This is a genomic window from Streptomyces sp. NPDC014733, from assembly GCF_043083385.1.
In the GTDB taxonomy this organism is placed as follows: domain Bacteria; phylum Actinomycetota; class Actinomycetes; order Streptomycetales; family Streptomycetaceae; genus Streptomyces.
Map to the genome: position 1 here is coordinate 523,345 of NZ_JBIBYO010000003.1, position 25,223 is coordinate 548,567.

The following is a 25,223-nucleotide window of genomic DNA, read 5'->3' on the forward strand; positions in this document are numbered from 1 at the left end:
GTCCGCCCGGCCAGGGCCGACCGGCCCCGGCGGCGGCCCGCCCGGACCTCCCCGAAGGACGCCCCCGCCGCCCTGCTGACCTGCCCTGTCACGGGTCGGTCCCCGTCACCGCAGCGGACGGCCGGGCGGCGCGGTGCCCCTGCATACTTCGGACATGATCATGACCGTCCTCCTCTTCGCGCTCTTCGGTCTCAGCGTCCGGAAGGACCGCCGCCGGTTCCGTAACGCGGTCCTCCTGGGGCTGGCGCTCCTCAGCTTCTCCGGCTGGCTCCTCGGCAGGGCGAGCCGGCTGCCTCCCGTCGCGGCCGAGACGGTCTACCTGCTGGCCTTCCTCGCCCCCACCGCCGGCGTGGTCGCGCTCGGCGGATTCCTGCTGGCCAACGGCGTCACCATGGCCAGGAAGGAAGGGCTCCGTCCGGCCAACCTCCTCTCGGGCCTGCTGGGCGTGGCCGTCTTCGGCCTGATCGTCCTGCTGCTGTCGGTGGGCCGTCTGGCGGGCTCGCCCGCCTTTCCCGTCGCCGTCGCCGTGCTCCTCCTCGCCGCCTACGTCTCCTTCCTCTTCCTCTGCTTCCTCGCCTACGCCTTCCTCTACGGGCGGATCGCGGTCCGCGGCGACGTCGACTACGTCGTCGTGCTGGGCTCCGGGCTGATCGGCGGCGAGCGGGTGCCGCCGCTGCTCGCCTCCCGGCTGCGCAAGGGCCTGGAGATCCACGACGCGCAGGTCGCCCGCGGCGGACCGGCGCCGGTCCTGCTCACCTCCGGCGGCCAGGGCCCGGACGAGAAGCTGCCGGAGGCCGAGGCGATGGCCCGCTGGCTGGTCGAGCAGGGCGCCCCGGACGCGCACGTCCAGGAGGAGAACCGTTCCCGGACCACCGACGAGAACCTGCGCTTCAGCCACGAGATCATGACCGCCGGGAAGAGCGACTACCGCTGCGTCGTCGTCACCAACAACTTCCACGCCTTCCGTGCCGCCATGACGGCCCGTCAGTCGGGCGTCGCGGGCCAGGTGCTGGGCTCGCCGACCGCGAAGTACTTCTGGCCGAGCGCCACCCTCCGCGAGTTCGTCGCGGTGTTCTGGGAGCACAAACTGGTCAACCTGGGGGTCTGCGCCGCGCTGATCGCCCTGGTGGCCTTCGCCGCGACCCGCGCCTGAGGCGGACCGGCCGCGGGCCTCTTCCGGAGGCGCCGGGCGGCGGCCCGGGAAGACGCGCGACAATGGACCGCAGATATCCCGTTGGGGTGGATATCGGGAGGGACCAGAACACGATGAGGCACCGCAGTGTCGCCGATCTGATGACGCCCGGCGCCGTCGCCGTACAGCTCGGCACGGCGTTCGGCGAGATCGCGCGGCTGCTGGACGAGTACGACATCAGCGCCGTACCGGTGGTGGACGAGGCGGGGCGCACGCTCGGCGTCGTCTCCGAGGCCGATCTGCTGCGGCGGCACATCGACCGGACGCCGTCGAACACCGCCGCCTCGCTGATGACCAGCCCCGCCGTCGTCGCGCGCCCGCAGTGGAGCGCGATCCGGGCGGCCCGGGTGATGGGGGAGAAGGGCGTCAAGCGGCTTCCGGTGGTCGACGAGGAGGGGCTGCTCATCGGCGTGCTCAGCCGCGGCGACCTCGTCCAGCTCTTCCTGCGGCGCGACCGCGCGATCCAGGAGGAGATCCTGGAGGACGTCCTGACCCGCACGCTGAACGTCCCGCCGTCCGCCGTCACCGTGGAGGTCTCGGACGGCACGGTCACGCTCAGCGGCACCCTCGCGCGCCGCAGCCTGGTCGTCGTGGCGGTACGGCTGTGCGAGAGCGTCGACGGCGTCGTCGAGGTGGTCAACCGCCTCACCTACGAGACGGACGACCGGGCCACCCTCGGGAATCACGAGCCGGTGGAGCCGCCGGAGCCGGTCTGATCCGGGACGGCACCGCCCGCCGGCCCACCCGGTCGGCGGGGCGGACCGGCCGACGTCCGGCATCTCCGGCGCCGCGGCGGCCCGGCCGGAGTGCCGCGGCGCGGCCCCGCTCAGCCGGCCTGCGAACTGTCCTTGTGGGCGCCCCAGCCGTGCCACCGGTCGATCTCGATCCAGGCGGTGACCCGCGCCCGGTCCCGCCGCGGGTACGGGGTGCCGAGGTAGCGCCGGGCCAGCCGGTCGATGTCCTTCAGCCCCTCGTCCGGACGCAGCTCGGCGACGCGGCCGACGAGGGTGAGATGGGTGTACCAGTCGCCCTCGTCGAGCACGGTGAGCGTCACCCGCGGATCGTCCCGGACGTGCGTCAGCCGGCGGCGGCCCTCGTCCATGTTGACCATGACGCGGCCGTTGTCCCAGAGGTACCAGGTGGCCGTGGAGACGGGCTGACCGTCCGGCCGCAGGGTCGCGATGACGGCGGGATTGGCCTTCGCCAGCATGGCGGTGGCTGCCTCGGGCAGCGGAGGCTTCGACATGGGGGCACCTCACGGTCGGGCCGGTGGACGGGCAACGGGCAGGAGGAACGGGCGGACGGACAGGCGACGGACGCCGGAACGGCGCCGGGGCGCCACCGGACATGCTGTCCCCTCCCCGGCCGCCCCGCCATCCTGCGGGGGCCGCTCCCGTGAACCGGGGCGCGTCGCCCGTCTGCGCACCGGTGCCGCGCAAGCATGACGTCCCCGACGCCGTCGACCCGCGGCCGGCCACCCTGCGGGTCCGCGCGGAGCGCCCCGCCCACCGCGCGCCGGGCACCCCGCCGCCGTACCGTTGACGCGGAAATGTCCGCTCCCCACCTTGCCCGCCGCCCGGTGTCCGCGGCGGCCTGTCCGGGCCGGAAGGTGCGCCATGACCAGAGCCCTCGACGTGCTGACCGCCGCGCCGGACATCGGCGGGCTCACCGCCGTCGTCACCGGCGGCTCCCGGGGGTTGGGCCTCCTCCTCGGCCGCCGGCTCGCGCAGCACGGCTGCCGGGTGGTGCTGCTCGCCCGCGACGCAGCCGAACTGGACCGGGCGGTCCGGCTCGCCGGGCGGTGCGCCGGTGGTCCGGTGCGCGGGCTCGTGTGCGACGTACGGGACGCGGCGGCGGTCCGCGACCGGTTCGCGGAGATCGCCGAGGACGGGGACGGCATCGACATCGTCGTCGCCAACGCGGGCATCATCCAGGTCGGCCCGGCCCGTGCCCTCGGCACCGACGGCTTCCGGGCGGCGCTGGACTCCGTGTTCACCGGAGCGGTGCACACCTCCCTCGCCGCCCTGCCCCATCTGCGGCGCAGCCCCGTCGGCGGGCGGCTCGGACTGATCGGCTCGGTGGGCGCGCTGGTGCCCGTACCGCATCTGCTGCCGTACTCGTGCGCCAAGTCCGCCGTCGCCGCCCTCGCGACGGGCCTCGGCGCGGAGGAGGCGGCGCACGGCGTCAGCGTCACCGCCGTCCACCCGGGGCTGATGCGGACCGGTTCGCACCTCCAGGCGTACTTCGGCGGCGACCGGCGGCGGGAGTACGCGTGGTTCTCGGCGCTGGCCGGACTGCCGCTGCTCTCCATGGACGCCGAGCGGGCCGCGGACCGGATCGTCACCGGGCTGCGGCGGCGGCGCCCGCGGATCGTCCTGACCCCGGCCGCCCGGCTCGCCGCCGTGGCGGGCGGCGTCGCCCCCGTCGCCACCGGCCGTCTGCTGGCCGCCGTCGCCCGCGGGCTGCCGCGCGGCGACGCCCCGGCGACGATGACCGGTGCCGAGGTCGCCGCCGACGACCAGCCGCCCGCACCCCGGCTGCGCGCGGCCCTCGGCGTCCTCAACGAACGCGCCGCCGACCGTTTCAACGAACGCATCCGCAAAGACCGGTGAGCCGCGCCCGACGGGATCCCGCCGCAGATTGACGTGTTCCAGGCCCCGGGAACGGCCGAGCGCGCCGCCCGGCGGGATTGCCGGGGGCGCGCTCGGCGGCGGAGCCGGGGCCCCGTCGGTGGTGCGGGTGTTACTCGCCGACGACGCCGGACTTGTCGATCGTGATCTTGGCCTTGGGGGCGCCGCTCTGCGTGCCGAGGGCCTCGATCTTGCTCACCAGCTCCGTGCCCTCGACGACCTCGCCGAAGACGACGTGCTTGCCGTCGAGCCAGGGGGTGACGACGGTGGTGACGAAGAACTGCGAGCCGTTGGTGTTGCGGCCGGCGTTGGCCATCGACAGCAGGAACGGCCGGTCGTGCTTGAGCTGGAAGTTCTCATCGGCGAACTTCTCGCCGTAGATGCTCTTGCCGCCGGTGCCGTTGTGGTTGGTGAAGTCACCGCCCTGGAGCATGAACTGCGGGATGACGCGGTGGAAGCCGGAACCGGCGTAGCCGAAGCCGTTCTGGCCGGTGGCCAGCTCACGGAAGTTGCGGGCGGTCTGCGGCACGACGTCGTCGAACAGCTTGAAGACGATGCGGCCGGCGGCCTGGCCGTCGATGGTGATGTCGAAAAATACGTTGTTGCTCATGGAGGCATTGTGGCACCCGGTGCGCACCGCCTCGTGCGCACCCTCACGCCGGACGTGTCACGGCTCCCGGGTGTCGTCCGTGGTGGCCCGCAGGTCGGCGAGGAGTTCGGCCTGTCCGGCGAGGACGCCCGTCAAGATCGTGCGGGCGACCTTGAGCAACTCCGCGACCTGCGGATTGGCCAGGGAGTAGTGGACGGTCGAGCCCTCTTTGCGGGTGGTGACCAGCTTCGCCCGCCGCAGGACCGCGAGCTGCTGCGACAGATGCGCCGGTTCGAGTCCGACCTCGGGCAGCAGCTCCGCCACCGCGTGCTCCCGCTGGCTCAGCAGCTCCAGGACGCGGATCCGCGCCGGGTGTCCCAGCGTCTTGAAGAACTCGGCCTTGAGTTGGTACAGCGGCGTACTCATCGCGCCCCCACTTCCCCGGCGCGGCGGGAGGGCTCGGCCGGGCCCTCCGCGGCGTACCGCGTCCATCCGCTCGTCGACGACATCGGTTCCTCCTCCCGCGCGATGACGGGCGGCCGACGCGCGCGGGATTCCGGAGCCACCTGAGGCCGACGTGGTGACCTCGGCGATCGCCAAGATTATCAACTCCGCCGGTCACCGGAGGCGGCTCGGGGCGGGCGCCCGGCGGCTCGCGGCCCGGCTCACAGGGGCAGACAGACCCGGACGGTCTTGCCCTGGCCGTCCGCGTCCGGGAGCACCCCGGCGGTACCGCCCAGACCGAGGGTGAGCTCCATGACGGTGGCCAGTCCGCCATCGCCGCTGCCGACCGTGGCGCCGTACAGCGTCGGCAGGTACGGGTGCCGGTCGTGGACCGCGACGACCAGCCGGTCCCGGCGGGCCGCGTAGACGACGGTGAGCTGGGTGGAGAGCGGCGCGGCGTGCCGGACGCTGTTGGTGACCAGCTCGGCGAGGATCAGCAGCGCCGGGCCGACGGTCGGGTGGTGCGCGCCGATGTGCCACTCCGCGAGGACCCGCTCGGCGGTCTCCCGCGCCACCCGGACCGCGGCCGGGACGGCGGGCAGGGTGAGGACGTGCCGCTGCCGCAGCGATTCCAGCCCCGCGATCACCGCTCCTCCGGGTGGCCGGGCCCTGATGCAAAGGTCATCACCACAGCATCTAATCAATTGCTAACTTTAGCAATTCCGCAGGTCTGGGCGGCGGCGCGGCTCCGTGCGGCCGGACGGGGCGTCAGCGCGCCGCGGGCTGCGCCGGAACGGCGACCGGGACCGGCAGCGGCGGGGCGGCCAGGGCGCCGGGGCCGCGCCGGGCGAGGCGGAGGACGGCGGCGGAGACCCGGGCGACGGCGTCCGGGACCTGACGGAAGCTGGGGAAGTCGTTGATGTCGACGACCACCGGGCCGTCGGGCCCGAACAGGACGTCGACGCCGTAGAGATCGAGGCCGAAGGCGGTGCCCGTCTCGGCGGTGATGCGGGCGACCTCGGCGGAGAGCGGGACGCACCGCTCGCGGACCGCGTGCCCGGGGTGGAGCGGCGAGCGGCGCTCGGTGGCGAACAGCTCCCCGGCGACGCTGTAGACCTTGAGGTCGGTACCGGAGTTGGGGACGTACGGCTGGGCGATCAGCAGCCCGGCGGTGGGTTCGTGGTCCGTGGCGGTCAGCTCGCCCGGGTCGCGGACCAGCCGGACGGCGCGGCCGGAGCTGCCGTCGGCGGGCTTGACCACCAGTGGGAACTCCGCCTCGGGTATCCGCGCGAACTCCTCGGCGCGGGCGGCCGCATACGTCACCGGGACGGGCAGCCCGTGGGTGCGGGCGATGACCGCGGCGAGCGCCTTGTCGCGGACGCCGCGGATGGCCCGCACGTCGTTGACGGTCGTCAGACCCGTGTGCGCGGCGGCCTCCAGCAGGGTGAGTCCGGGGCCGCCGGAGACGGTCTTGAGGACCCAGGCGTCGTGGTCGCCGGCGGTGAGGGCGGAGGACAGCGGCAGCAGGGAGCGGCCGGGCCGGATGACGTCCACCGTGTGGCCCCAGGCGCCGAGTTGGGCGATCACCTCCCGGGGCATCCCGTCATGGCGGTACTCCTCCTCCACCAGGAAGCAGAGCCTCATCGATGCCACCCCGATCGCCGCACGTCCACCGTCCGCCCGGCAGATCCTTGACCTTTGACATGCGGGATCCTACGCGGGCGCCGGGCGCCCGGCCGCCGAGGTCGCGGCCGGTGGTCCGGGAGGAAGCGGCGGCGCCCGGCCGGGGGTGGTGGCCGGGCGCCGCAGCGGGGTCAATGAGGAGCAGGGGTACGGCGCTTCGGTGCCGTACCGCGCCTGCCGGCGGACTCAGTCCTCGTAGTAGTTGTTGACGATCACGTCGGGCTCGTCGTCGTCGAACGCCTCGTTGAGCAGCGCGCCGCCGACCAGACCGGCCGCACCGGCGCCGATGAGCGCACCGGTGCCGAACCGGCGGCCCTGCTGCGGCTGTTCGGGCTGCGGGTACCCGGGCTGCGCGGGCGCCGCCTGCGGGTAGCCCGGCTGGGTGGCCTGCTGGGGGTAGCCGGCCTGGGGGTAGCCCTGCTGCGGGGCGGTGTAGTACGGCGGCGGGGTGGTCTGGACGCGCTGGGCGCAGCCGGGGCACGAGGTGATCTGACGCGGGACGCCCCACTGCGGCGACCACATGACGGGCGTCGTGCCGGGGCCGTGCGAGGGGTCGAAGAAGCAGGTCATGTCGGTGGCTCCGATCGGTGCGGGGTGGGAGGCGGGGTCCGGCACGGTGGTGTGACCGGGCGGCGGGAAGGCGGCGGGCTCCGGAGGGAGCGGGGGCGCCGGCGGCATCGCGGGCGCGGGCGGTGCCGGGGCCGCCGCGGCGGGGGCGGGGGCGGCCGGTTCGGGGCGCAGGACGTCGACGCCGTAGTCCTGGGCGATACCGGCGAGCCCGGAGGCGTAACCCTGGCCGACGGCGCGGAACTTCCACTCCGCGCCGTGGCGGTACAGCTCGCCGAAGACCATGGCGGTCTCGGCGCCGCCCGCGCCGTGCAGGTCGTAGCGGGCGAGGGTGGTGCCGTCCGTGGTGGTGACCCGGATGTGGGCGGCGGTGACCTGCGTGAAGCTCTGGTGACGCTCCTCCGCCTCGTAGAGCGAGACCGGGAAGACGATCTTGGCGACGGAGGCGGGGACGGCGCCGAGGTCGATGTCGATCCGGGCGTCGTCACCGCTGCCGTCGGCCGGCGGGGCGGCGGCGAGGGTCACCGCGCCCTCGGGGCTGCGGAGGTTGTTGAAGAAGACGAAGTGCGCCTCGGACAGCACCTTTCCGGAGTCGTCGCAGAGCAGCGCGCTCGCGTCCAGGTCGCAGCCGGTGCCTGCGGTGGCTTCGGTCCGCCAGCCCAGCCCCACCCGCACGGCGGTCAGGCCGGGGGCCTGTTTGCTGAGCGACACATTGCCGCCCTTGGTCAGGGCCACCGTCATCTCTTCCTCCACAACTGCCGTGCCGTACGGCGTCCTTCGACTTCCGCGATCCTATGGTTCCCGGATTGCGCAATGACTGAAGTATGCCTGGTCCGCAGGGGTGATATGGCGCTGACCGGCACACTTCGGCCAGGTGGTGGGAAGGGGTGGCCGGTGTCGGCCCCTCCAGGGTGCCGGACGGCCGTGACCTCGGCCTCATCTGCTGGGCATGTCACCGGGTCCGGTGTTTGGTATCCCATCGGAGAAGCGTGTCGTTCTGAGGCGCTCCCGCCGCCGCGTCGTCTGTGACGCACTCCACCTGCGTTTTCCTTCTGCACGCCTCTTGACCGCCGCGCGAAGCCGCCCGTAGCGTCCCCGTCACCTCAGCGGAATTTTATTTCTGTATACCGGAAAATTTTTCGGAAAGGCGGCTGGTGTGACCGCAATGCAGGGCGCATCGCGCACGGAGGGGACGCCGCTCGCCGGTTCGGCGGCGGACACCGCGGGCACCGGCACCAGCCCCCGGCTCTACAACCCCGACCTCGCCCCCACGAAGAAGGCGGGCCGCAGTTGGAGCGGGTACAACGTCTTCACGCTGTGGGCCAACGACGTGCACAGTCTGGGCAATTACGCCTTCGCGATCGGCCTCTTCGCCCTCGGCATGGGCGTCTGGGACATCCTCGCCGCCTTCGTCCTCGCCTCCGTCTTCCTCTTCGGGCTGCTGAGCCTCTCCGGCTACATGGGGGCGAAGACGGGCGTGCCGTTCCCGGTGATGAGCCGGATCGCGTTCGGCATCCGGGGCGCCAAACTCCCCGCGGTCGTCCGCGGCGGCGTGGCCGTCGCCTGGTTCGGCATCCAGACCTATCTCGCCTCGTCCGTGCTCTCCGCGCTGCTGGTGGCGGTGGCGCCCGGACTGCGCTCCTGGCAGCACCACTCACTGCTCGGCCTGTCGGCGCTCGGCTGGGTCTCCTTCCTCACGCTCTGGCTCGTCCAGGTACTGATCGTCAGTTACGGCATGGACGTCATCCGCAGATACATCGCGGTGGCCGCGCCGACCGTGCTGGTGACGATGGCGGCGCTGGCGGTGTGGATGTTCGCCAGGGCGGACTGGTCGCTGGCGATGGACGCGGGTCACCCCTTCACCGGGGCGGAGCGCTGGCTGCACATCCTGGAGGCGGCGGCGCTGTGGGTGGTCATCTACGGCACCTTCGTCCTCAACTTCTGCGACTTCACCCGCTCCGCGAAGTCGAACCGCTCGATCCTGCTGGGCAACCTCGTCGGCATCCCCGTCAACATGATGTTCTTCGCGGGCATCGTGGTCGTGCTCAGCGGCGCCCAGTTCAGGATCAACGGCCGGATCATCGCCGGCTCCGACGACATCGTGCGGACGATCCCCGACACCTTCCTGCTGGTCCTGGCCTCGCTGGCGCTCATCGTGCTGACCGTCGCGGTCAACCTCATGGCCAACTTCGTCGCGCCGGTCTACGCCCTGGTCAACCTCTTCCCGCAGCGGCTCGACTTCCGCCGCGCGGCCGTCGTCAGCGCCGTCATCGGGCTGGTGATCCTGCCGTGGAACCTCTACGACAGCCCGGTCGTCGTCGAGTACTTCCTCGGCGGGCTCGGGGCGCTGCTCGGCCCGGTCTTCGGCATCGTGATGGCCGACTACTGGCTGATCCGCCGGACCCGCGTGCACGTCCCGCACCTCTACACCGAGGATCCGCGGGCGAGTTACGCCTACCGCTCGGGAGTCAATCCGCGCGCCGTCGCCGCGCTCGTCCCCTCGGCCGCCGTCGCCGTCGTGGTCGCCCTCGTCCCGTCCTTCTCCGCCGTCTCCGGCTTCTCGTGGTTCCTCGGCGCGGTGCTCGCCGCGGTGCTCTACGTGGCCGTGCCCGGCCGGGTGCGCCGCCCCCACGAGGACGTGGACGGCGAGGAGATCGCCGTGCCCAGCGCGTAACGGGCGCCCGCGCCCCGCTCCACCGAAAACCTCTACCGGAACAGGACCTCTCCATGCGGCTGCTGGTCGTCAACGTCAACACCACCGAATCGATGACGCGGAGCATCGGCGAGCAGGCCGCGGCCGTCGCCGCGCCGGGCACCGAGATCGTGCCGCTCACCCCGGCGTTCGGCGCCGAGTCCGTCGAGGGCAACTACGAGAGCCACCTCGCGGCCGTCGCCGTCATGGAGACCGTCCGCGCCTACCGCGAGCCGTACGACGCGGTCATCCAGGCGGGCTACGGCGAACACGGCCGCGAGGGGCTCCAGGAGCTGCTGGACGTCCCGGTCGTCGACATCACCGAGGCGGCCGCCGCCACGGCGCAGTTCCTGGGGCGCAGCTACTCCGTCGTCACCACGCTCGACCGGGCCGTCCCGCTGATCGAGGACCGGCTCACCCTCGCCGGGCTCGCCGCCCGCTGCGCCTCGGTCCGCGCCAGCGGTCTGGCCGTGCTCGATCTGGAGCGCGACCCGGCGGCCGCGGTCGAGGCGATCGCCGAGGAGGCGGCGCGCGCCGTCGAGCAGGACCGCGCCGAGGTGGTCTGCCTGGGCTGCGGCGGCATGTCCGGGCTGGTCGACCGGGTCGTCGAGCGGACCGGTGTACCCGTGGTGGACGGCGTCGCGGCCGCGGTGACCGTCGCCGAATCCCTCGTCCGCCTCGGCCTGAAGACCTCCAAGGTCCGCACCTACGCGCCGCCGCGCCCGAAGCGGTTCCGTGCCTGGCCGCCGGCCGCGGGCGGCCGTGGCTGAGCGGTCCCGGGCGCCGCGCCGGGCGGGCACGGCACGGACGTAAGGCGAAAAACCGCAAATAGGGACATAAGGTCTCCGGTGTGCCGCGGTGGTCGTGGCGCCGATCCCGCCGCACCGCGAAGGGGGCCCCATGCCCGTCCCGGAGCTGACCGTCACCGCCCTCGACCGGGCCGCCGCCCGCCTGCTGGACTCCGGGCCGGGCCCGTCCGCCGGGCCGGAGCCCGCACCCCTGGCTCCCGTGGGACCGGACCCGCGGGAGCGGGCCGCGTGGGACGGCATCGCCGCGGGCTGGGCGCGCACCGCGCCCGCCGATCCGGCGGCCCGGCGGCTGGTCCGTGCGACCGTCGACGACCTGGTCGCGGAGGCGCTGCGTGCGGTGCCCCGGTACGGGACCCGGCCGGACGTCGAGGTGCGGCTGCCCGGCCGGTTCGCCCGCGCGCTGCCCGACCGGGCGCACCGCCGCCGCCCGGGCCTCTCCCACCGGCCGAGCACCCAACTCGCCGTCACCGCCGAGATCCTGCGGACCTGGGGCTGGCAGCAGCGCCCGCACCGGCTGCGGGACCGCCGCGGGCGCCGGTGCGTCTGCGGGGCGCTCCTCGGCGCGGTGGCGCTCGGCGTCGGCTCCGAGGACGCCGCGGAGCGCGCCGCCGCCCATATCCTCGGCGAACTGCGGCACCGTGGCTGGCAGGCGCTGATCGGCGACTGGAACGCGGTGCCGGGCCGCACCCGGGAACAGGCCGTCGAACTGGTCACGGCCGCACGGGCCCGGGCGCTGGCCGCGGGGGAGTGAGCGGCCCACGGGGGGTCGGGTGGCCGGAGCCGTCCGCCGTCCGTTGTTACGCCGCCGCCACCAACGGCCGCAGCCGGGTGGTGCCCAACCGCTCCACCAGCGGCGCCGCGCGGCCCGCCGGGACGGACACCGCGCAGGCCACGGCCGCGCCGACCAGCAGACCGGCCGCCACGTCGTGCGGATAGTGCGCGCCCACCCACACCCGGGACGCGGCCATCAGCAGCGCCAGCACCGCGGCGAGCGCGCCGATGCGCCGGTCCGCCAGGAGGAGCGCCACGGCGGCGGCCCCGGCGATGGCGGCGTGGTTGCTGGGGAACGACCAGTCGCCCGGCGGCGGGCACGCCTGGACGGTGACGGTGTGCAGCACCTGACACGGCCGCCGCTCGTCGAAGACCGCCTTGACCAGGTCGTTGACGAGATACCCGGCGATGATCACCACCGGTACGGCCAGCACCCGCGCCATCCGGACCGCGTCCCCGCCGGCGCGCGCCCGCCACCAGGCGACGGCCAGACACAGGACGAACGCGCCGAGGCCGAAGTCCGTCCACACCGACACCGCGGTGTTCCAGGGGGCCGGGGCGTGCGCGGCGAGATCGGTCACCCAGAGGTAGAGCCCCCCGTCGAGGGAGGCTCCGCCGGCGGCGGGCGGAAAGGTCACGGCAGCTCCTTGTGAGCGGGGGAGGGGCGGGCGCCGGTGGGCGCGTCGCGCGTGGGCCCGGTCGCCGTCCGCCCCGGAGGGAGGCCCGGACCGGACGGCGCGAGCGTCTACACGGCAGTAGACCGACTACGTCACTGTAGACGACGATATGCGAGGCTGGACGCCGTGAGCGGTGTGGAGGAGGCGCGATGAGCGGTGCGGACAAGGACCGGCGGCCCGCCGGAGAGCTGGAATCCGGGGTGCTCGCCGTGTTGTGGGCGGCGGACGCTCCGCTCACCCCCGGCCAGGTCCAGCAGGCGCTCGGCGCGTCGCTGGCGCGCACCACGGTCACCACGATCCTCACCCGCCTCCACGACAAGGGCACCGTCGTCCGCGCCCGCGCCGGTCGCGGCTACGCCTACGCACCCGCCCAGGACGCCCCCGGGCTGACCGCCCGCCGGATGCACTCGGAGCTGGCGAAGGACGAGGACCGCGGCGCCGTGCTCGCCCGGTTCGTCTCCCAGCTCTCCGACGAGGACGAGCAGCTGCTGCGGGCACTGCTCGACGAGGGGCCCGCCGGAGACCGTCCGTGATGTCCCTGGTGTGGGTGCCGCTGCTCGCGCCGTTCCTCGCCGTCCCGGCGGCCCGGCGGCTGGCCGACGCCCTCGCCCCGCGCCGCGCCGCCGCGCTGCTGGTCTGCGTCGCGGCGGGGCTCGCGCTCTGCACCGTGGCGGCGCTGGCGCTGCTGGTGGTCCCCGGCGCGTCGTACCTGCCGTGGGTGGCCGCCGCCGGTGAACTGCTCACCCCGCTCGCCGACGGCCCGCCCGCGGTGACCGTCGGCGTCTCGGCGGCGGCCGCCGCGCTGCTGGGCGCGAGCGCCGCCGCGGTGACCGTCCGCCTGCGCGCCCACCGCGCCGACCTGCGGGAGGCCCGTACGCGGGCCGGGGCGTTCCACGGCGAGCTGGCCGTGGTGCCCGACGAGCGACCGGACGCCTTCGCACTGCCCGGGCGGCCCGGGCGGATCGTGGTGACCACCGCGATGCTGCACGCCCTGGAACCGGCCGAACGGGCCGCGCTCTTCGCCCATGAACGCGCCCATCTGCGCGGTCGCCACCATCTGCTGCTCGCCGCCGCGGACCTCGCCGCCCGCTGCCATCCGGCGCTGCGCGGTCTCCGCGCGCCGCTCGGGTACGCGCTGGAGCGGATCGCCGACGAGGCCGCGGCGGACGCCGTCGGCGACCGGACGCTGACCGCCCGCGCGGTGGGCCGGGCGGCGCTCGCGGGCAGCCCCGCGCCCCGGCCCCGTACGGTCCTGGCCGCCACCGCCGGACCGGTACCGCGCCGGGTGGCGGCGCTGCTCGGCCGGGAGGTGGGCGGCAGCCCGGCGGCGACGCCCCGGCTGCGCCGCGCCGTCGCCGCCGGGCTGCTGCTCTGCCTGGTCACCACGGGCGCCGCGGAGCTGAGCGCCGCCGACACCCTGCATGCCCACATCGAGGTGGCCCAGGGCGAATGGCGGTGAGCCGGGTGCCCGGCGGCGACCGGCGCTCAGGCGCCCTCCCCGGCCTCCTCCTCCGGTACCGAGATCACCCAGTGGCTGTCCTGGCGCGGTCGCAGGTAGCACGCCCAGTACAGGGCCGCCGCCGCGACGATCGCGCCGGTGATCGCCAGGCTCTCGGCGCTCTGCTGCCACAGCACCCACACCAGGACCAGCACCAGCAGCGCCGGGATCGCCGGCCACAGCGGCATCCGCCAGGCCGCGCGGTGCTGGTGCGCGCCCCGCCGGGCGACCAGCGCGCCCAGCGCCACGAAGACGTACATCGCCGCGACGGCGACGCCGGTGACCTCGCTCAGCATGTCCAGGTCGACGAAGCACAGGGCCGCCCCGGGCACGCCCACCGCCAGCGTCGCCGCCCAGGGGGAGCCGAAACGCCGCCCGAGGTGGGACAGGGCGCGGTTGACGCCGGTCGGCCAGGCCGCGTCGCGCGCCGAGGCGAAGACCACCCGGGAGTTCTGGATCACCATCACGATCGCCGCGTTGATGATCGCCAGCGCGATGCAGAGGCTGACGAACGTCCCGACCGCCGAATTGCTCCAGGACTCCACCATGCCCGCGACATCACCCGAGGTCAGCGTCGCCAGGTCCGGCGCGCCCAGCGTGATCGCGACGACCGGTACGAGGACCACCGCCGCGCCGATGCCCAGCGTCCACAGGACCGTACGGGAGACGTTGCGCCGCGGGTTCTCCATCTCCTCGGCGAGGTACACCGCCGTCGAGAAGCCCTGGAGGATGAAGAGCGCGGTGGCCAGCCCGGTCACCACCAGGCCCGCGGTCAGCGCGGTGCTGTGCCCGTCGGGGGTGGCGATCACCGGGTGGACCAGGACGGCGGCGGAGCGGCTGGTGTGGCTGAAGCCGAGGAAGGCGACGACCGCGGCGGCCACCACCTCCAGCACCAGGAAGATGCCGGTGATCCAGGCGTTGGCCCGCAGATCGAGCAGGCCCATGGCGGTGGCGAGGAGCATCACCCCGGCGGCCGTCCACTGCGGATCGAGCGGGGTCAGCGGCGCCAGGTAGTCGGCGGTGCCCAGCGCGATGATCGGCGGCACGATCATGACGACGATCAGCGACAGCACGAAGACCAGCCAGCCGGCCAGCCGCCCCATCAACGTGCCGACCATCGCGTACTCGCCGCCGGAGCTGGGGATCAGCGTGCCCAGCTCGGAGTAGGTGAACGCGACGCCGATACAGAGCACGGCGGCGATGGCGATGGTGAGCGCGGTGCCGGTGCCCAGCGTCGCGAAGGAGTCCGGCACGATCACGAAGAGCGAGGACGCCGGGGTCAGGCAGGAGAGGGTGAGCAGGGTGCCGCCCACCACGCCGATCGAGCGGTTGAGCTTGGGCGCTCCGCCGGCCGCGGCGTCCGTATCAGCCCCGGCCGCCGGCGCCGGATGCGGATCCGCCGCGGGGGTCGCGGAGGCAACGGGTGTGGAGGGCGTAGTGGTCATCCGTGTCCCATCGTGCGAGCGGCCGAGGTGCGTGCCGAAGAGGTGGTGCCACGAAGCGGTGCGACCCGAGGAGCGCGGCAGAGGCGCGGTCGCCGTTTCGGTGACCGAATGAAACCCCTGTCCCAGAGGCGCGTCAAGGTTTCATATGAAATTCGCGAGACGACGAAATCCGTTGCGAGAACGGGTTCGTGGGGAGGTATTGGTGCCATGCCAGGGGCTCTGAAACGGAATCGGTGGTGCCGATCGGTGTCGAGTCATGGCTCCGGCGGGAGCTGCCCGGGGGCGGCCGGGGCGGTGCGGCAAGCGGGCGCCGGGCCCCGCCGCGACGGCGCGGCGGCCGCCGTCCGCCCCGCGGGCGCGCGCCGCCGCCGCGCGCGTCCCGGCGCCCGTGGAATCCGTCGCAAGGGCTCGCCGGGGCGCGGAAGCAGCGCCCGGAAGCGCCGCTGACCTGGGGTGCGAAGCGCCCCGTCCCGGCCGGTCCGGGTGGCCGCCGCCCCCGCTCGTACGCCCGGTACCCACCGGCGTCCCGCCCGCGACACGCTCCGTACGCGGTACGGGCACCCGCCTCGCCCCCGTGGACGCTTTTCGGCCAGTCCCGGGTACAGGTGGCCCGCGCCTCGGAGGTACCGTGGAGCCACGCGGCGCCTCCCCGGGCGCCGCACGGCGGTGGGGCCCGCCGTACAACCGCGGCATACGCCGCCAACGGTCCCTACTTGCGACGACGTGCGCCCGGCGACGGAGCGCCGCGAGTAGGAGAGACGCATGGTGAAGGCCCAGGAACCGGTGTGTGACGACCCCGTTGACCCCGATGCCGGCGCCCGCCCGCCCGCGCGACGCCGCAACCCGCTGAGCGGCCAGGGCGCCGTGATCGGCGTGGTCTCCCTCGGCGGCGTCGTCGGCGCCTGCGCCCGCTACGGCGCCTCGCTGCTGTGGCCCACCCCCAGCGGCGGCTTCCCCTGGACCACGCTCGCGGTCAATTCCCTCGGCTGCGCCGTCATCGGCGTCTTCATGGTGCTGATCAGCGAGGTCCGGTCCGCCCACCGCCTGGTGCGGCCCTTCTTCGGCACCGGCGTGCTCGGCGGGTTCACCACCTTCTCCACCTACGCCGTGGAGATCCAACGCCTGATCGCCGACGGCCGGGCCCGCACCGGGCTCGCCTATCTGGCGCTGACCGTCGTGGCGGCGCTGGTGTCCGTGACCCTCGCGGCGACGGTCACCCGCCGCCTCGTCGTAGGGAGGCAGAAGTGAGGTTCACCGGATCCGCGCTGCGGGCGACCGTCTACGTAGGGGAGCACGACACCTGGCACCACAAGCCGGTGTTCGTCGAGATCGTCCACCGCGCCCGCGCCGCCGGGCTCGCCGGCGCCTCCGTCTTCCACGGCATCGAGGGGTTCGGCTCCTCGTCCGTCATCCACACCAGCCGGCTGCTCTCGCTCAGCGAGGACCTGCCGGTCGCCGTCGTCCTCATCGACACCGAGGAGCGCATCCGCGGCTTCCTGCCGCAGCTCGACGAGGTGGTGGGCGACGCCCTGGTCACCCTGGACGTCTGCGAGACCCTCCGGTACACGCGGAACGAGGTGCGCCGGTGAACTGGCTGCTCGTCATCGCCGGCGCCGCGGTCGGCGCCCCGCTGCGCTACCTCACCGACCGCGCCGTCCAGGCCCGCCACGACTCGGTCTTCCCGTGGGGCACCTTCACCGTCAACATCACGGCGTGCGTGATCCTCGGCCTGGTCACCGGCGCCGCGGCCTCCGGCGCGGTCCCCTCCCAGGTGCAGCTGACCCTGGGCACCGGGCTGTGCGGGGCGCTGTCGACGTACTCGACCTTCTCCTACGAGACGCTGCGGCTGGCCGAGGACGGCGCGCGGTTCCTCGCGGCGGCCAATGTCGTCGCACAGCTCGTCGCCGGGCTCGGCGCCGCGTTCCTGGGCGCAACGATCGCCGGGGCGCTGTAGAGGGAGACACCCCCTGGCCGGAGGGTGACCGCGCCGCACCCGGCGTACCGGGTGCGGCGCAGCTGTCACAGGTGCGCGGCGATGGCCGGCATCAGGTCCTGGAAGGTGCGGCCGTTCGCCGGGGAGCCGAGGGCGGCCATCTGCCAGCCCTGGTCCGAGCGGTACACCTTGGCCATGATCTGCGCGGTGTGCGCGCCGCCGCCGTCGAGGGTGTAGCGCGCCAGCTCCTGACCGGTGGTCTCGTCGACCAGCCGGCAGAAGGCGTTCTGGACCTCCTGGAACGTCTGCCCGGTGAAGGAGTTGACGGTGAAGACGATCTGGTCGACGTTGCCGGGGACCTTGCCCAGGTCCACCAGGATCGACTCGTCGTCGCCGCCCTGACCGGCGCCGCCCACGCGGTTGTCGCCGGTGTGCCGGACCGAACCGTCGTCACTGATCAGATGCTGGAAGAAGACGACGTCGACGGGCTGCTGCCCGGCGAAGAGCACCGCGGAGGCGTCCAGGTCGATCTCCTTGGCGGTGAGCTTGGCCCAGAACCCCTTGCGGCCCGCGGCCTGCCAGCCCAGGCCCATCCGCACGAGGGTGAGCGCGCCGCCGTCGGACTTGCTCAGGCTGATCTTCTGGCCCTTGCTCAGATTTACGGACATCAGATTCCTCTGTCGTGACGGTGAGCCGGGCGGTGCCCACCGGACGACGGGCGTGCCGCGGGCGCGCCCGCCCGGCTGCGGAAACCCAAAATCTACAACACTGTAGAGAAGGCGGGGGCGGAGCGCACGGACCCGGCGCCGGGCCGGCGGATAGGGCCCGTCCGCACCCGGACGGGCCCTTTCCGCCACCGCCGTCAGCTCTGGCTGTGCGACGGCCCGAAGAACTCGACCGCGGCGATGGCCACCTGCTTGTCCGGCCCCGTCCCGTACGCCGAGTCCACGGTCAGCCGTACCTTCACCACGTCGCCGTACCGGAACGACTGGTGCTGGAAACCGCTGCCCTGGTCGAGGTTGATGACCTGGGTCGCGGTGTGTCCGTTGTCCATGGTGATCTGCGCCGTGATCCGGTGCGGCTGCGCCGACTTGTCGAGCGCCTCGGCGTGGGACGACTCGCCGGGCGTGATGCCGATGTCCAGCAGCCGTACCGGGTCCGAGAACCGCGCCTCCAGCCAGTTCCCCGTCCCCGGCGAGACCCCGGGCCCCCACCAGGTGTTGCTGAACGGGTCGAACGCCTGCTCCGGCCCGTGCTTGGCGAACGACCGGGACGCGGTGGACGCCTCCGGGCTCACCAGCGCCCGCTTGGCGAAGTGGTCCTTGACCGTCTGGACGCCCTCGTCGATGTGGAACAGCCCGAACACGACGAGACCGAGCGCGGCGGCCATGACCAGCCACCGCAGGATCCGGCCGAGCTGCCGGCGCAGCCGCGGCCGGTCCCCGGCCCACGGCTGCTCCCGGTTGCGGCGGTCGAACAGCCGCCGCCACCACGGCAGCCGGGCCGGGCCCTCGGGCGACGACGCCATCCGCATCGCGCAGCGGCAGCAGAAGTGCCGGTCCGGCCGGTTGGGCGTACCGCACCACGGGCACGCCACGCCGTCCACGGACCGGTACTCGCCCGGCGCCCGGACCTGCGGCCGCGCCGCGACCGGCCGGCCCGGCAGCACGGGCGCCACGGACGGCTGCTCCGGCTCCCCCTGCGGCTCGTCGACCGGCACCAGCAACGCCCGGGCGCGGGCCCGCTCGTCCTCGGCCGGACCGGACGGACCGGCGGTGCCGGACGCGGTGCCGGACGCGGAGCCGGACCCGACCGCCGGACCGGGGCCCTCCGCCGCACCGGTACCGGACGCGGTGCCGGACCCCGCCGTACCGCCCGTGGCGCCGGACCCGGCCGTGTCACCGGTGCCCGAGGTCCCGGACGTCCGCTCCCGCCCGCTGCCCGCGGTGTCGGACGTACCGTCCGGTGCGGCCGGGCGGCCCGCGGCGGGCGGCACGTCGGCGGTGTCCTCGTCCGGGCCGGACGGGGAACGGGACGCGGAGGCGGCCGGGCGGCCGCCGGGCGTCCAGCGCAGGACGGCGCCGCAGGTGTCGCAGAACGGCTGTCCCGCCTCGTGCGGCGTACCGCACTGTTCGCAGGCCGCGGGGCGCGCGTCCTTGCCGGAGGCTCCGGAGGACGGGCTGTTGTCCATGTCGGTCAGATCCTTTCCGCCGTCAGCACCTCGACGGTGTACGGCATGTGGGCGGGGCGGGCGGCCGCCACGAGGGCGTCCAGCCGGTGGGTGTCGGCGGTGGTCGGCGCGGGCAGCCGGAGCGTGACGTGCAGCCGCGGACGGCGCTCGCCCGGGGCCGGGCCGCGCGGCCGGGCGCTCCACGCCGCCGCGCCGCTCTCGGAGATCTCCGGCGCGACGCCGAACGCCAGCCGCACCGTCTCCGCCAGCCCGCGGCGGGTACCGCGCACCCGGTGCAGATGGGCCGCGGCGGCCACCGCGGCCCGCAGCCGCGCCTCCCCGGCGGCGTCGCCGTCGTCGATCCCGTCGGTGTCGGCCCCCACCCACCAGCCCAGCCAGCGGGTGAAGTCGGCCGGTGCCAGCGACGGCCGGAAGTAGGAGTCCAGACAGTCCAGGACGTTGACGATCGGCGCCAGCACCTCGTCCAGACCCGCGACGAAGTCCTGCGCCAGCGCGTCGTCGGCGAAGACCGCCGGCAGCATCGGGCCCAGCGGCGCCGACGACACCAGCCCGTCCACCGAGCCCCTCACGACGCGTCCCCGATGACCCGGACGCGGTGGTCGAAGGAGAACACCAGCGACGACGGATCGAGGTCGATACGGTCCGACTGGTCGCCGCGGCGGCCGGTCAGCGGGTCGGCCGGGTGGAGCAGCACCTCGTCCACCAACTCCACGCCCGGCACCCGCTGGAGCACCGCGAAGACCTCACCGGCCTGCACCGGGCGCCCGAACGGCCAGCCGTTGCCGTCCGCACCGCCGGTCAGCGGATCGAGATGGCGGTAGAGCGCGTCGTGCGCCTCGCGCCGCACCCGGTCCACGTCCACACCCCGGAACGCGTGCAGCGTCGAGACGACCGTGACGCCCTGGTAGAACGGCGGGCCCACCGCGAGCCGGGTGCCGATCAGCCGCCGGTCGTCCAGATACCGCGTCACCCGCTCCAGCAGCGAGTCCGCGGGCACCAGTTGCTCGAACCGCAGCCGCCCGCCCGGGTCCGGCACCGCCTGCGGCACCACCAGCACCCGCACCGCGTACGCCCCGTGTTCCCCCTCGTCACCGGCCAGGCAGGTGATCCGGGCCGTCTCCGGCGCCGCCCGCCGGGCCAGCTCCTCGTAGTCCCGCAGCGTCACCGCGCGGTCCTGCGCCCGCAGCGTGATCGGCGCGCGGGCCCGCGCCTCCTCGACGGTCTCCCCGTCGACCCCGCCGCGCGCCGCCTCCCGGTTGACCACCTCGGCGACGTACGGGACGGAGTCGCGCAGCGCACGCACCGCGCCGCGGGCGACGTTGCCGGTGCGGCCGCCGCCGGTGCGGTAGCGGCGGGCGCGGATCGCGGAGCCCTTCGGCGGCATCGCACCGTAGTGGCGCAACGTGCCGTCCGGCTCGCGCACCGACGGGCCGAACGCGATCTCCCCGGTGGTGGCGTCCAGCGTCACATGCCGGTCGTCCGGCCCGGACGCCGCGAAGTGCGGCACCACCTCCCAGTCCGTCCAGCCGTCGTACTCGGCGACCTGGAGGTGGAGCGGCGGGGTGTCGCCGACGACGGGTGTACGGGCCAGCCGCAGCCGCTGGCCGGGCAGCCCGCCGGACTCGCCGAGCGGCTCGTCGTACACCGTCTCGGCGTGCACCGCGGGCGTGGTGCCGCCCACCGTGAACGCCTCCGCCGACCGCACGGTGGGCGAGGTGGTGTAGAACGGCTGGCCGGACGCCGCCTCGGTGACGCGGCAGCGGATCCAGCCCGCCTCGTTCCGCCCGGACCGGGACAGCACATGGCCGCCGGGCACGTGCAGCACCACGTCACCGGGCCGGTTGAGACCACCGGTGGTGTCCTGGTCGACCTCGCACCCCGCCCAGCCGTCGGCGGTCCACGCCTCCCACACCAGGGGCGGCTGCCGCGGGTCGACACCGACACCGTCGACCCGGCTGTCGAGCCGCAGCGCCACCGCGCAGTGCGGCACCGCGGCGCTCAGCCCCAGCAGCATGCTGTCACCCGGCCGCGGCGCCTCGGCGAAGCAGAGCAGGTCCTGGCCCTCCTGGAGATCGGAGGTCCGGTCGGTGACCGGCTGTCCCTCGTGCTGCACCGCGAGATGCGCGAGCGAGGACGGTACGACCGTCAGCTCCCGCTCGGTGGCGAAGACCACCGCGTCCTCGCTGTCCGCCCGCACCGTCGCCGCCTCGGTGCCCAGCGGCACCCGCACGGGTTCGTCCTGCGCCGCGGACAGCCAGAACGTCAGCTCCGTCCGCGCCGCCGACGGCGGGAAGAGCGTGATGCCGACGAGGTCGAGGAAGGCGAGGTGGTTCTTCTCCGGGACGCGGTTGAGCCGGTAGACGATCTGGTCGGCCATGTGCGCGACGGTCTCCACCAGCGTCACACCGGGATCGGACACGTTGTGGTCGGTCCACTCCGGGGCGCGCTGCTGGATGTAGCGCTTGGCGTCGTCGACGAACTGCTGGAAGCGCCGGTCGTCGAGGTTCGGGGAAGGCAGGGCCATCAGCGGTCGCTTTCGGTGGACGGGCCGCCGGATCCGGGGCCGGAGGCGGAGTCGGACGCGGGGCCGTCGTGGGCGGGAATGACGTAGAAGGGGAAGACGAGGTTGCGGGGGTTGTTGGTGCCGCGGATCGTGTAGCGCACATCGATGAAGAGGACGCCCGGCTCGTCCCCGGCGGTCACCTCCACGTCGTGCACCTCGATACGCGGCTCCCACCGGTCGAGGCTGGTGTGCACCTCGTGCTGGATACGGCCGGCGGTCGCCTCGTTGACCGGCGCGAAGACCATGTCGTGGATGGCGCAGCCGAACTCCGGCCGCATCGGCCGCTCACCGGGCGCCGTCGCCAGCACCAGATGAATGGCCTCCTCCACCTCCCGCTCCCCGCTGACCAGGGCGATCCCCCCGGTCGGGCTGATACGCAACGGGAACGACCAGCCGGAGCCGACGAATTGTTCAGGCATCAGATCACCGGGACCCCGTCGACGGTGACGTACCCGGCGAACGCGACCTCCGCGGCGACGACCGCCACGTTGCCGGTCGCCAGGATCTGCATGGCCGCACCGGCGATCAGGTTCACATCGGCGCCGCCGGCCAGGTGCAGCATCGCCCCGGCGTCGATCGTGCCCGCCCCGCCCGCGTTCAGGTTGAACATGCCGCCGGCCGAGAGGGCCAGGTCGACGCCGCCCTTGACCGACATCGCGCCGCCCGCCGTGAGGCTCATCGCCCCGCCCGCGTACAGGCTCATCGCCCCGCCGGCCTTCATGGACAGCCGGCCCTTGGCCTCGACGGACACCGAGGTGTTGCCCGTGATGCTGACGCTGCCGGAGCTGTCGACGGTGATCTGCGTCCGGGTGCGGTCGAGTTCGACGGTCAGCCGGTCGTCCCCGGTCCGCAGCCGCACCCCGCGCTTGCGCAGCCCGCTCTTCTGGCTGAGCAGATCGAGGCGGTTGTTCTCCCGGTCGGCGACGGTGTGGCGGCTCGCCTTCCCGCTGAGCCGGTCGTGCAGCGGCACATCGCCGTTCTCCGGCCGGTCCTTGCCGTTGTAGAGCCCGCCGATGACGTACGGATGGTCCAGCGCGCCGCGGTCGAACGCCACCAGGACCTCGTCCTTGACGTCCAGCGGCACGATGGAGCCGCCGTTCACGCCGCCCAGCTGCACGGTGCGCGTCCAGTCGCTGACGTACCTGTCGTCCAGCCACGGGAACCGCAGCTTGACCCGGCCCTGCTTCAGCGGGTCCTTCACATCCGTGACGATCGCGTTGGCCACGGACGGCAGCCGCGAGGCGGTCGCGGCACCGCCGGACGCCACGCCGTACAGCGACCGCCACTGGCGCCCGCTGACGGTCACCCAGGTCTCGTAGTGCCGCCCGGAGGCGAAGACGTGCCGCACCCCCGTCGCGGTGTACTTGCCCTCGAAGGGTTCGCCGACGTCGGTGAGGGTCACCGGGGTGTCCGGCCGCAGCTTCGGCGCGCCGCGCACCGTGACCTCCAGCTCCGCGAAGGACGCCGTGACGTCGTCGGCCAGCGCATCCGCCGCCCGCTTGACCTGCGCCTGCTGGTCGTAGGGCGTGTGGGTCTCGACGAGCGGGGAGGTCGGGAACGCCGCGGCGGCCCTGCCCGGTGTGGTGCCGATGTCGAAGCCGGGGTTGTCCTTCGCGGTCGTCCGCTCCCGCAGCGCCTTCTTGCTCTGCACGTCCCAGCCGCGCGCCTCCGTCCGCGGCACCTGGTCGGCGGCGGTGACGGCGGAGCGGCAGCGCAGGATGTCGACGCCCGCCTGGAGGACGTACGGGCTCTTGTCGCCCGGGGTGTTCTCCGGCGGCGCGCCCGACGCCTTGTCGGGCGTGACGAACTGGAACTTCCCGCGCGGGTCGAGGAACATCACCTTCTCGTTCTCGTCCGCGAGGCGGGAGAGGAAGTCCCAGTCGGTGACGTTGTCCTGGGTGAGGAAGTCGTACGTCCCCTTCGTGGACTCGATCCGCCCGACGGTGATGCCGCTGTCGGCGACCAGCTTCCGGGCGATGGCCGCGGCCGTCATCCGGGTGTAGCCGGCGACCCGGCGCTGCCGGAGCAGCCGGTGCCCGAGGTCGTAGCCGCGCACGAGGGTGAACGTGCCGGTGCCGTCGTACTCCGTCTCCAGCGCGGTGACCTCCCCGCTGATCAGCGGCGACTGGGCGCCTTTGCCGTCGGCGACCGGCGCCAGCGCGACCTTGGTGCCGATCTTGATCCCGGCGGAGCCGAGCAGCTTGCGGTGCGGGTCGCGGAAGGTGAGCTGGAAGGCGCCGGGCACTCCGGAGCCGAGGTCCACCCAGGCGTCCGACAGGTACGGCAGCAGCTTCTTCGGCAGCGGGGAGCCGCCGATCGTGACGTGGATGACGCTGGAATAGGCGAGCTTGGTCATGCTCCGGTCACCTCCTCGACCGCGGGCAGCATCAGTTCGGTGCCGGGCGACAGCCGCGACGGGTCGTCGATGCCGTTGGCGGTGGCGATGGCCCGCCAGAACCCGGCGTCGCCGTACTCCCGCCAGGCCAGCGACGGCAGCGAGTCCCCGGCCACCAGCCGGTGCACCCGCCGCGCGGTCAGCGCACCCGAGGTCGGGTTCTGCCCCTTGGTGTCGGTGGGGATCTCGCCCAGGCGCACCTGACAGGTGGCCCGGATCGGCAGCCCGGTGGTGCCGAACAGCGTGTACGAGACGTCGACGGAGGCCACGTACGCGGTGAAGTGCGCGGTGGAGAACCCGCCCCACTCGAACACCACCCACGGCGTCGACGGCTGCTTCGCGGCGATGCTCGCGGCCGTCACCTCACAGCAGTCGAGCAGCGCGTCGACCTTCTTCAGGACCTCGTTGCTGTCCGGCTTGTCCGAGCAGTCCAGGAAGATCTCCAGGTTCAGCTCGCGGGCGTACGCGCCGATGAACTCGGGGAGCGCGCCGTTGCGGACGGCGGGCGCCGGCGTCACCTTCCAGTCGGCGCGCTGGCTGAGCGCCAGCTGCGAGGGGTTGAAGTCGAATCCGAACGTACGCTTCAGCGCGCCGGGTGTGGTGCTCTCGCCGACCGGCGGTTCATGGATCGCGAGCGAGGCACGGACCAGGCTCTTGCCCGCGCCCGCCATCACGCACCCCCCGCATCGGTGAAGCCGTGGTGGGTGATCTCCAGGACCTCGGTGGCCACGCCCGGGCTCTCCGGGTCGAGGGACGGACCCTGCCAGCGGACCGGCAGGACGTCGATGAGCCCCCACCGGGCGACGACCGAACCGTCCGCCCGCAACGCCGCGATCTGCGCGGTGGGGCGGCGTACCCCGGTGGTCACCGACGAGATCCAGGCCGCGACCTTCGAGGTGTCCGGGGTCAGCGGGCGGGTCAGCCGGATGCTGGAGAAGGTGACGCGGGACGGCAGCTGCCAGACGAAGCCGTTGTTGCCGCCCTCCTGGTGGTGCTCGATCTCCACCTCGGAGGCGAGCCCTTCACAGCCGTTGAAGTACCCCAGACTCTCGCCGTCGATGGTCAGGGTGAAGAAGATGGTGGATCCCGGATCGAGATCGCTGGGCATCGAAGCGGCCTTTCTGGTACGGACATGAGGGCAAAG

General features: G+C 73.8%; 26 protein-coding genes and 1 pseudogene. 11 read left to right on the plus strand and 16 right to left on the minus strand.

Annotated features, from left to right (window positions below; all coding sequences use genetic code 11):
- The first annotated feature begins 154 nt into the window (after positions 1-154).
- Complete coding sequence (locus ACF1BH_RS10525; RefSeq protein ID WP_391642022.1) at positions 155-1,153, plus strand: YdcF family protein; 999 nt, start codon at positions 155-157, stop codon at positions 1,151-1,153.
- A 113-nt stretch (positions 1,154-1,266) separates the two neighbouring features.
- Positions 1,267-1,908 carry a CBS domain-containing protein gene (locus ACF1BH_RS10530; protein ID WP_391642023.1) on the plus strand — a complete coding sequence of 214 codons (642 nt, stop codon included), beginning with the start codon at positions 1,267-1,269 and terminating at the stop codon, positions 1,906-1,908.
- Positions 1,909-2,018: 110 nt separating this feature from the next.
- Here ACF1BH_RS10530 and ACF1BH_RS10535 read toward each other — a convergent pair whose 3' ends face one another.
- Entirely contained in the window at positions 2,019-2,438 is a 420-nt protein-coding gene (locus ACF1BH_RS10535) for a PPOX class F420-dependent oxidoreductase (RefSeq protein ID WP_391642024.1), read from the minus strand.
- A gap of 370 nt (positions 2,439-2,808) precedes the next feature.
- Here ACF1BH_RS10535 and ACF1BH_RS10540 point away from each other — a divergent pair, with 370 nt between their 5' ends.
- Positions 2,809-3,804: an SDR family NAD(P)-dependent oxidoreductase gene (locus ACF1BH_RS10540; RefSeq protein ID WP_391642025.1), complete on the plus strand. Its 996-nt coding sequence runs from the start codon at positions 2,809-2,811 to the stop codon at positions 3,802-3,804.
- A 130-nt stretch (positions 3,805-3,934) separates the two neighbouring features.
- On the opposite strand, the gene ACF1BH_RS10545 is transcribed toward ACF1BH_RS10540, so the two are convergent.
- The 5 genes and pseudogenes from ACF1BH_RS10545 to ACF1BH_RS10565 form a co-directional block, all read right to left on the minus strand.
- On the minus strand, positions 3,935-4,432 hold the full coding sequence (locus ACF1BH_RS10545) for a peptidylprolyl isomerase (protein WP_391642026.1): 498 nt from the start codon (positions 4,430-4,432) through the stop codon (positions 3,935-3,937).
- Between the two features lie 57 nt (positions 4,433-4,489).
- Positions 4,490-4,837 carry an ArsR/SmtB family transcription factor gene (locus tag ACF1BH_RS10550; protein ID WP_391642027.1) on the minus strand — a complete coding sequence of 116 codons (348 nt, stop codon included), beginning with the start codon at positions 4,835-4,837 and terminating at the stop codon, positions 4,490-4,492.
- A gap of 239 nt (positions 4,838-5,076) precedes the next feature.
- Complete coding sequence (locus ACF1BH_RS10555; protein ID WP_391642028.1) at positions 5,077-5,502, minus strand: ATP-binding protein; 426 nt, start codon at positions 5,500-5,502, stop codon at positions 5,077-5,079.
- A gap of 121 nt (positions 5,503-5,623) precedes the next feature.
- Positions 5,624-6,499 carry a RimK family alpha-L-glutamate ligase gene (locus ACF1BH_RS10560; RefSeq protein WP_391642029.1) on the minus strand — a complete coding sequence of 292 codons (876 nt, stop codon included), beginning with the start codon at positions 6,497-6,499 and terminating at the stop codon, positions 5,624-5,626.
- Positions 6,500-7,279: 780 nt separating this feature from the next.
- Positions 7,280-7,846: pseudogene (locus ACF1BH_RS10565) on the minus strand (TerD family protein); the annotation flags it as partial.
- 424 nt (positions 7,847-8,270) lie between these two features.
- Between ACF1BH_RS10565 and ACF1BH_RS10570 the strand changes: the two are divergent.
- The 3 genes from ACF1BH_RS10570 to ACF1BH_RS10580 all read left to right on the plus strand — a co-directional run bounded on the left by ACF1BH_RS10570 (position 8,271) and on the right by ACF1BH_RS10580 (position 11,357).
- On the plus strand, positions 8,271-9,779 hold the full coding sequence (locus ACF1BH_RS10570) for an NCS1 family nucleobase:cation symporter-1 (protein WP_391642202.1): 1,509 nt from the start codon (positions 8,271-8,273) through the stop codon (positions 9,777-9,779).
- A 53-nt stretch (positions 9,780-9,832) separates the two neighbouring features.
- Positions 9,833-10,567, plus strand: coding sequence for an aspartate/glutamate racemase family protein (locus tag ACF1BH_RS10575; RefSeq protein WP_391642030.1), 735 nt, complete (start codon positions 9,833-9,835; stop codon positions 10,565-10,567).
- A 130-nt stretch (positions 10,568-10,697) separates the two neighbouring features.
- Complete coding sequence (locus ACF1BH_RS10580) at positions 10,698-11,357, plus strand: hypothetical protein (protein WP_391642031.1); 660 nt, start codon at positions 10,698-10,700, stop codon at positions 11,355-11,357.
- A gap of 46 nt (positions 11,358-11,403) precedes the next feature.
- Here ACF1BH_RS10580 and ACF1BH_RS10585 read toward each other — a convergent pair whose 3' ends face one another.
- Complete coding sequence (locus tag ACF1BH_RS10585; protein ID WP_391642032.1) at positions 11,404-12,015, minus strand: phosphatase PAP2 family protein; 612 nt, start codon at positions 12,013-12,015, stop codon at positions 11,404-11,406.
- A 188-nt stretch (positions 12,016-12,203) separates the two neighbouring features.
- Here ACF1BH_RS10585 and ACF1BH_RS10590 point away from each other — a divergent pair, with 188 nt between their 5' ends.
- Both ACF1BH_RS10590 and ACF1BH_RS10595 read left to right on the plus strand, forming a co-directional pair.
- Positions 12,204-12,587, plus strand: coding sequence for a BlaI/MecI/CopY family transcriptional regulator (locus tag ACF1BH_RS10590; protein ID WP_391642033.1), 384 nt, complete (start codon positions 12,204-12,206; stop codon positions 12,585-12,587).
- Positions 12,587-13,513, plus strand: a complete 927-nt coding sequence (locus tag ACF1BH_RS10595) for a M56 family metallopeptidase (protein ID WP_391642034.1) — start codon at positions 12,587-12,589, stop codon at positions 13,511-13,513. Before ACF1BH_RS10590 ends, ACF1BH_RS10595 begins: the two co-directional genes overlap by 1 nt.
- Before the next feature lie 26 nt (positions 13,514-13,539).
- Here ACF1BH_RS10595 and ACF1BH_RS10600 read toward each other — a convergent pair whose 3' ends face one another.
- Positions 13,540-14,997 carry an APC family permease gene (locus tag ACF1BH_RS10600; protein WP_391642035.1) on the minus strand — a complete coding sequence of 486 codons (1,458 nt, stop codon included), beginning with the start codon at positions 14,995-14,997 and terminating at the stop codon, positions 13,540-13,542.
- Between the two features lie 762 nt (positions 14,998-15,759).
- Here ACF1BH_RS10600 and crcB (ACF1BH_RS10605) point away from each other — a divergent pair.
- Genes crcB (ACF1BH_RS10605) through crcB (ACF1BH_RS10615) form a run of 3 tightly spaced genes read left to right on the plus strand, consistent with a single transcriptional unit; the run spans position 15,760 to position 16,951 of the window.
- Positions 15,760-16,245, plus strand: coding sequence for a fluoride efflux transporter CrcB (gene crcB, locus ACF1BH_RS10605; protein ID WP_391642036.1), 486 nt, complete (start codon positions 15,760-15,762; stop codon positions 16,243-16,245).
- Positions 16,242-16,586, plus strand: coding sequence for a DUF190 domain-containing protein (locus ACF1BH_RS10610; protein WP_391642037.1), 345 nt, complete (start codon positions 16,242-16,244; stop codon positions 16,584-16,586). The genes crcB (ACF1BH_RS10605) and ACF1BH_RS10610 overlap by 4 nt, the downstream gene beginning before the upstream one ends.
- Positions 16,583-16,951 (plus strand): fluoride efflux transporter CrcB, encoded by a 369-nt coding sequence (gene crcB / locus ACF1BH_RS10615; RefSeq protein ID WP_391642038.1) that lies wholly within the window; start codon positions 16,583-16,585, stop codon positions 16,949-16,951. The genes ACF1BH_RS10610 and crcB (ACF1BH_RS10615) overlap by 4 nt, the downstream gene beginning before the upstream one ends.
- 65 nt (positions 16,952-17,016) lie before the next feature.
- Here the strand turns inward: crcB (ACF1BH_RS10615) and ACF1BH_RS10620 are convergent, their stop codons facing one another.
- From ACF1BH_RS10620 to ACF1BH_RS10655, 8 genes are all read right to left on the minus strand, one after another.
- Complete coding sequence (locus tag ACF1BH_RS10620; RefSeq protein WP_391642039.1) at positions 17,017-17,598, minus strand: TerD family protein; 582 nt, start codon at positions 17,596-17,598, stop codon at positions 17,017-17,019.
- A gap of 194 nt (positions 17,599-17,792) precedes the next feature.
- Positions 17,793-19,121, minus strand: coding sequence for an NADase-type glycan-binding domain-containing protein (locus tag ACF1BH_RS10625; protein ID WP_391642040.1), 1,329 nt, complete (start codon positions 19,119-19,121; stop codon positions 17,793-17,795).
- Positions 19,122-19,126: 5 nt separating this feature from the next.
- Positions 19,127-19,690 carry a phage tail protein gene (locus tag ACF1BH_RS10630; RefSeq protein WP_391642041.1) on the minus strand — a complete coding sequence of 188 codons (564 nt, stop codon included), beginning with the start codon at positions 19,688-19,690 and terminating at the stop codon, positions 19,127-19,129.
- A complete protein-coding gene (locus ACF1BH_RS10635) occupies positions 19,687-21,645 on the minus strand; it encodes a putative baseplate assembly protein (RefSeq protein ID WP_391642042.1) in 1,959 nt (652 codons plus the stop codon). Before ACF1BH_RS10635 ends, ACF1BH_RS10630 begins: the two co-directional genes overlap by 4 nt.
- Complete coding sequence (locus ACF1BH_RS10640) at positions 21,645-22,103, minus strand: GPW/gp25 family protein (protein ID WP_391642043.1); 459 nt, start codon at positions 22,101-22,103, stop codon at positions 21,645-21,647. Before ACF1BH_RS10640 ends, ACF1BH_RS10635 begins: the two co-directional genes overlap by 1 nt.
- Complete coding sequence (locus ACF1BH_RS10645) at positions 22,103-24,040, minus strand: VgrG-related protein (RefSeq protein ID WP_391642044.1); 1,938 nt, start codon at positions 24,038-24,040, stop codon at positions 22,103-22,105. Before ACF1BH_RS10645 ends, ACF1BH_RS10640 begins: the two co-directional genes overlap by 1 nt.
- Entirely contained in the window at positions 24,037-24,750 is a 714-nt protein-coding gene (locus ACF1BH_RS10650) for a peptidase M23 (protein ID WP_391642045.1), read from the minus strand. Before ACF1BH_RS10650 ends, ACF1BH_RS10645 begins: the two co-directional genes overlap by 4 nt.
- The gene (locus tag ACF1BH_RS10655; protein ID WP_030278852.1) at positions 24,750-25,187 is read right to left on the minus strand and encodes a phage tail protein; all 438 of its coding nucleotides are present in this window, start codon (positions 25,185-25,187) and stop codon (positions 24,750-24,752) included. The genes ACF1BH_RS10650 and ACF1BH_RS10655 overlap by 1 nt, the downstream gene beginning before the upstream one ends.
- Positions 25,188-25,223 lie beyond the last annotated feature (36 nt).

Bases quoted from the DNA above. Each gene is read 5' to 3' on its own strand.
- ACF1BH_RS10525 (WP_391642022.1), top strand. From the start codon at position 155: ATGATCATGACCGTCCTCCTCTTCGCGCTCTTCGGTCTCAGCGTCCGG.
- ACF1BH_RS10600 (WP_391642035.1), bottom strand. From the start codon at position 14,997: ATGACCACTACGCCCTCCACACCCGTTGCCTCCGCGACCCCCGCGGCG.
- ACF1BH_RS10575 (WP_391642030.1), top strand. From the start codon at position 9,833: ATGCGGCTGCTGGTCGTCAACGTCAACACCACCGAATCGATGACGCGG.
- ACF1BH_RS10590 (WP_391642033.1), top strand. From the start codon at position 12,204: ATGAGCGGTGCGGACAAGGACCGGCGGCCCGCCGGAGAGCTGGAATCC.
- ACF1BH_RS10560 (WP_391642029.1), bottom strand. From the start codon at position 6,499: ATGAGGCTCTGCTTCCTGGTGGAGGAGGAGTACCGCCATGACGGGATG.
- ACF1BH_RS10620 (WP_391642039.1), bottom strand. From the start codon at position 17,598: ATGTCCGTAAATCTGAGCAAGGGCCAGAAGATCAGCCTGAGCAAGTCC.
- ACF1BH_RS10640 (WP_391642043.1), bottom strand. From the start codon at position 22,103: ATGCCTGAACAATTCGTCGGCTCCGGCTGGTCGTTCCCGTTGCGTATC.
- ACF1BH_RS10570 (WP_391642202.1), top strand. From the start codon at position 8,271: ATGCAGGGCGCATCGCGCACGGAGGGGACGCCGCTCGCCGGTTCGGCG.
- ACF1BH_RS10530 (WP_391642023.1), top strand. From the start codon at position 1,267: ATGAGGCACCGCAGTGTCGCCGATCTGATGACGCCCGGCGCCGTCGCC.
- ACF1BH_RS10655 (WP_030278852.1), bottom strand. From the start codon at position 25,187: ATGCCCAGCGATCTCGATCCGGGATCCACCATCTTCTTCACCCTGACC.
- ACF1BH_RS10545 (WP_391642026.1), bottom strand. From the start codon at position 4,432: ATGAGCAACAACGTATTTTTCGACATCACCATCGACGGCCAGGCCGCC.
- ACF1BH_RS10635 (WP_391642042.1), bottom strand. From the start codon at position 21,645: ATGGCCCTGCCTTCCCCGAACCTCGACGACCGGCGCTTCCAGCAGTTC.
- ACF1BH_RS10580 (WP_391642031.1), top strand. From the start codon at position 10,698: ATGCCCGTCCCGGAGCTGACCGTCACCGCCCTCGACCGGGCCGCCGCC.
- ACF1BH_RS10535 (WP_391642024.1), bottom strand. From the start codon at position 2,438: ATGTCGAAGCCTCCGCTGCCCGAGGCAGCCACCGCCATGCTGGCGAAG.
- ACF1BH_RS10650 (WP_391642045.1), bottom strand. From the start codon at position 24,750: ATGGCGGGCGCGGGCAAGAGCCTGGTCCGTGCCTCGCTCGCGATCCAT.
- ACF1BH_RS10550 (WP_391642027.1), bottom strand. From the start codon at position 4,837: ATGAGTACGCCGCTGTACCAACTCAAGGCCGAGTTCTTCAAGACGCTG.
- ACF1BH_RS10645 (WP_391642044.1), bottom strand. From the start codon at position 24,040: ATGACCAAGCTCGCCTATTCCAGCGTCATCCACGTCACGATCGGCGGC.
- ACF1BH_RS10625 (WP_391642040.1), bottom strand. From the start codon at position 19,121: ATGGACAACAGCCCGTCCTCCGGAGCCTCCGGCAAGGACGCGCGCCCC.
- ACF1BH_RS10540 (WP_391642025.1), top strand. From the start codon at position 2,809: ATGACCAGAGCCCTCGACGTGCTGACCGCCGCGCCGGACATCGGCGGG.
- crcB (WP_391642036.1), top strand. From the start codon at position 15,760: ATGGTGAAGGCCCAGGAACCGGTGTGTGACGACCCCGTTGACCCCGAT.
- ACF1BH_RS10595 (WP_391642034.1), top strand. From the start codon at position 12,587: ATGTCCCTGGTGTGGGTGCCGCTGCTCGCGCCGTTCCTCGCCGTCCCG.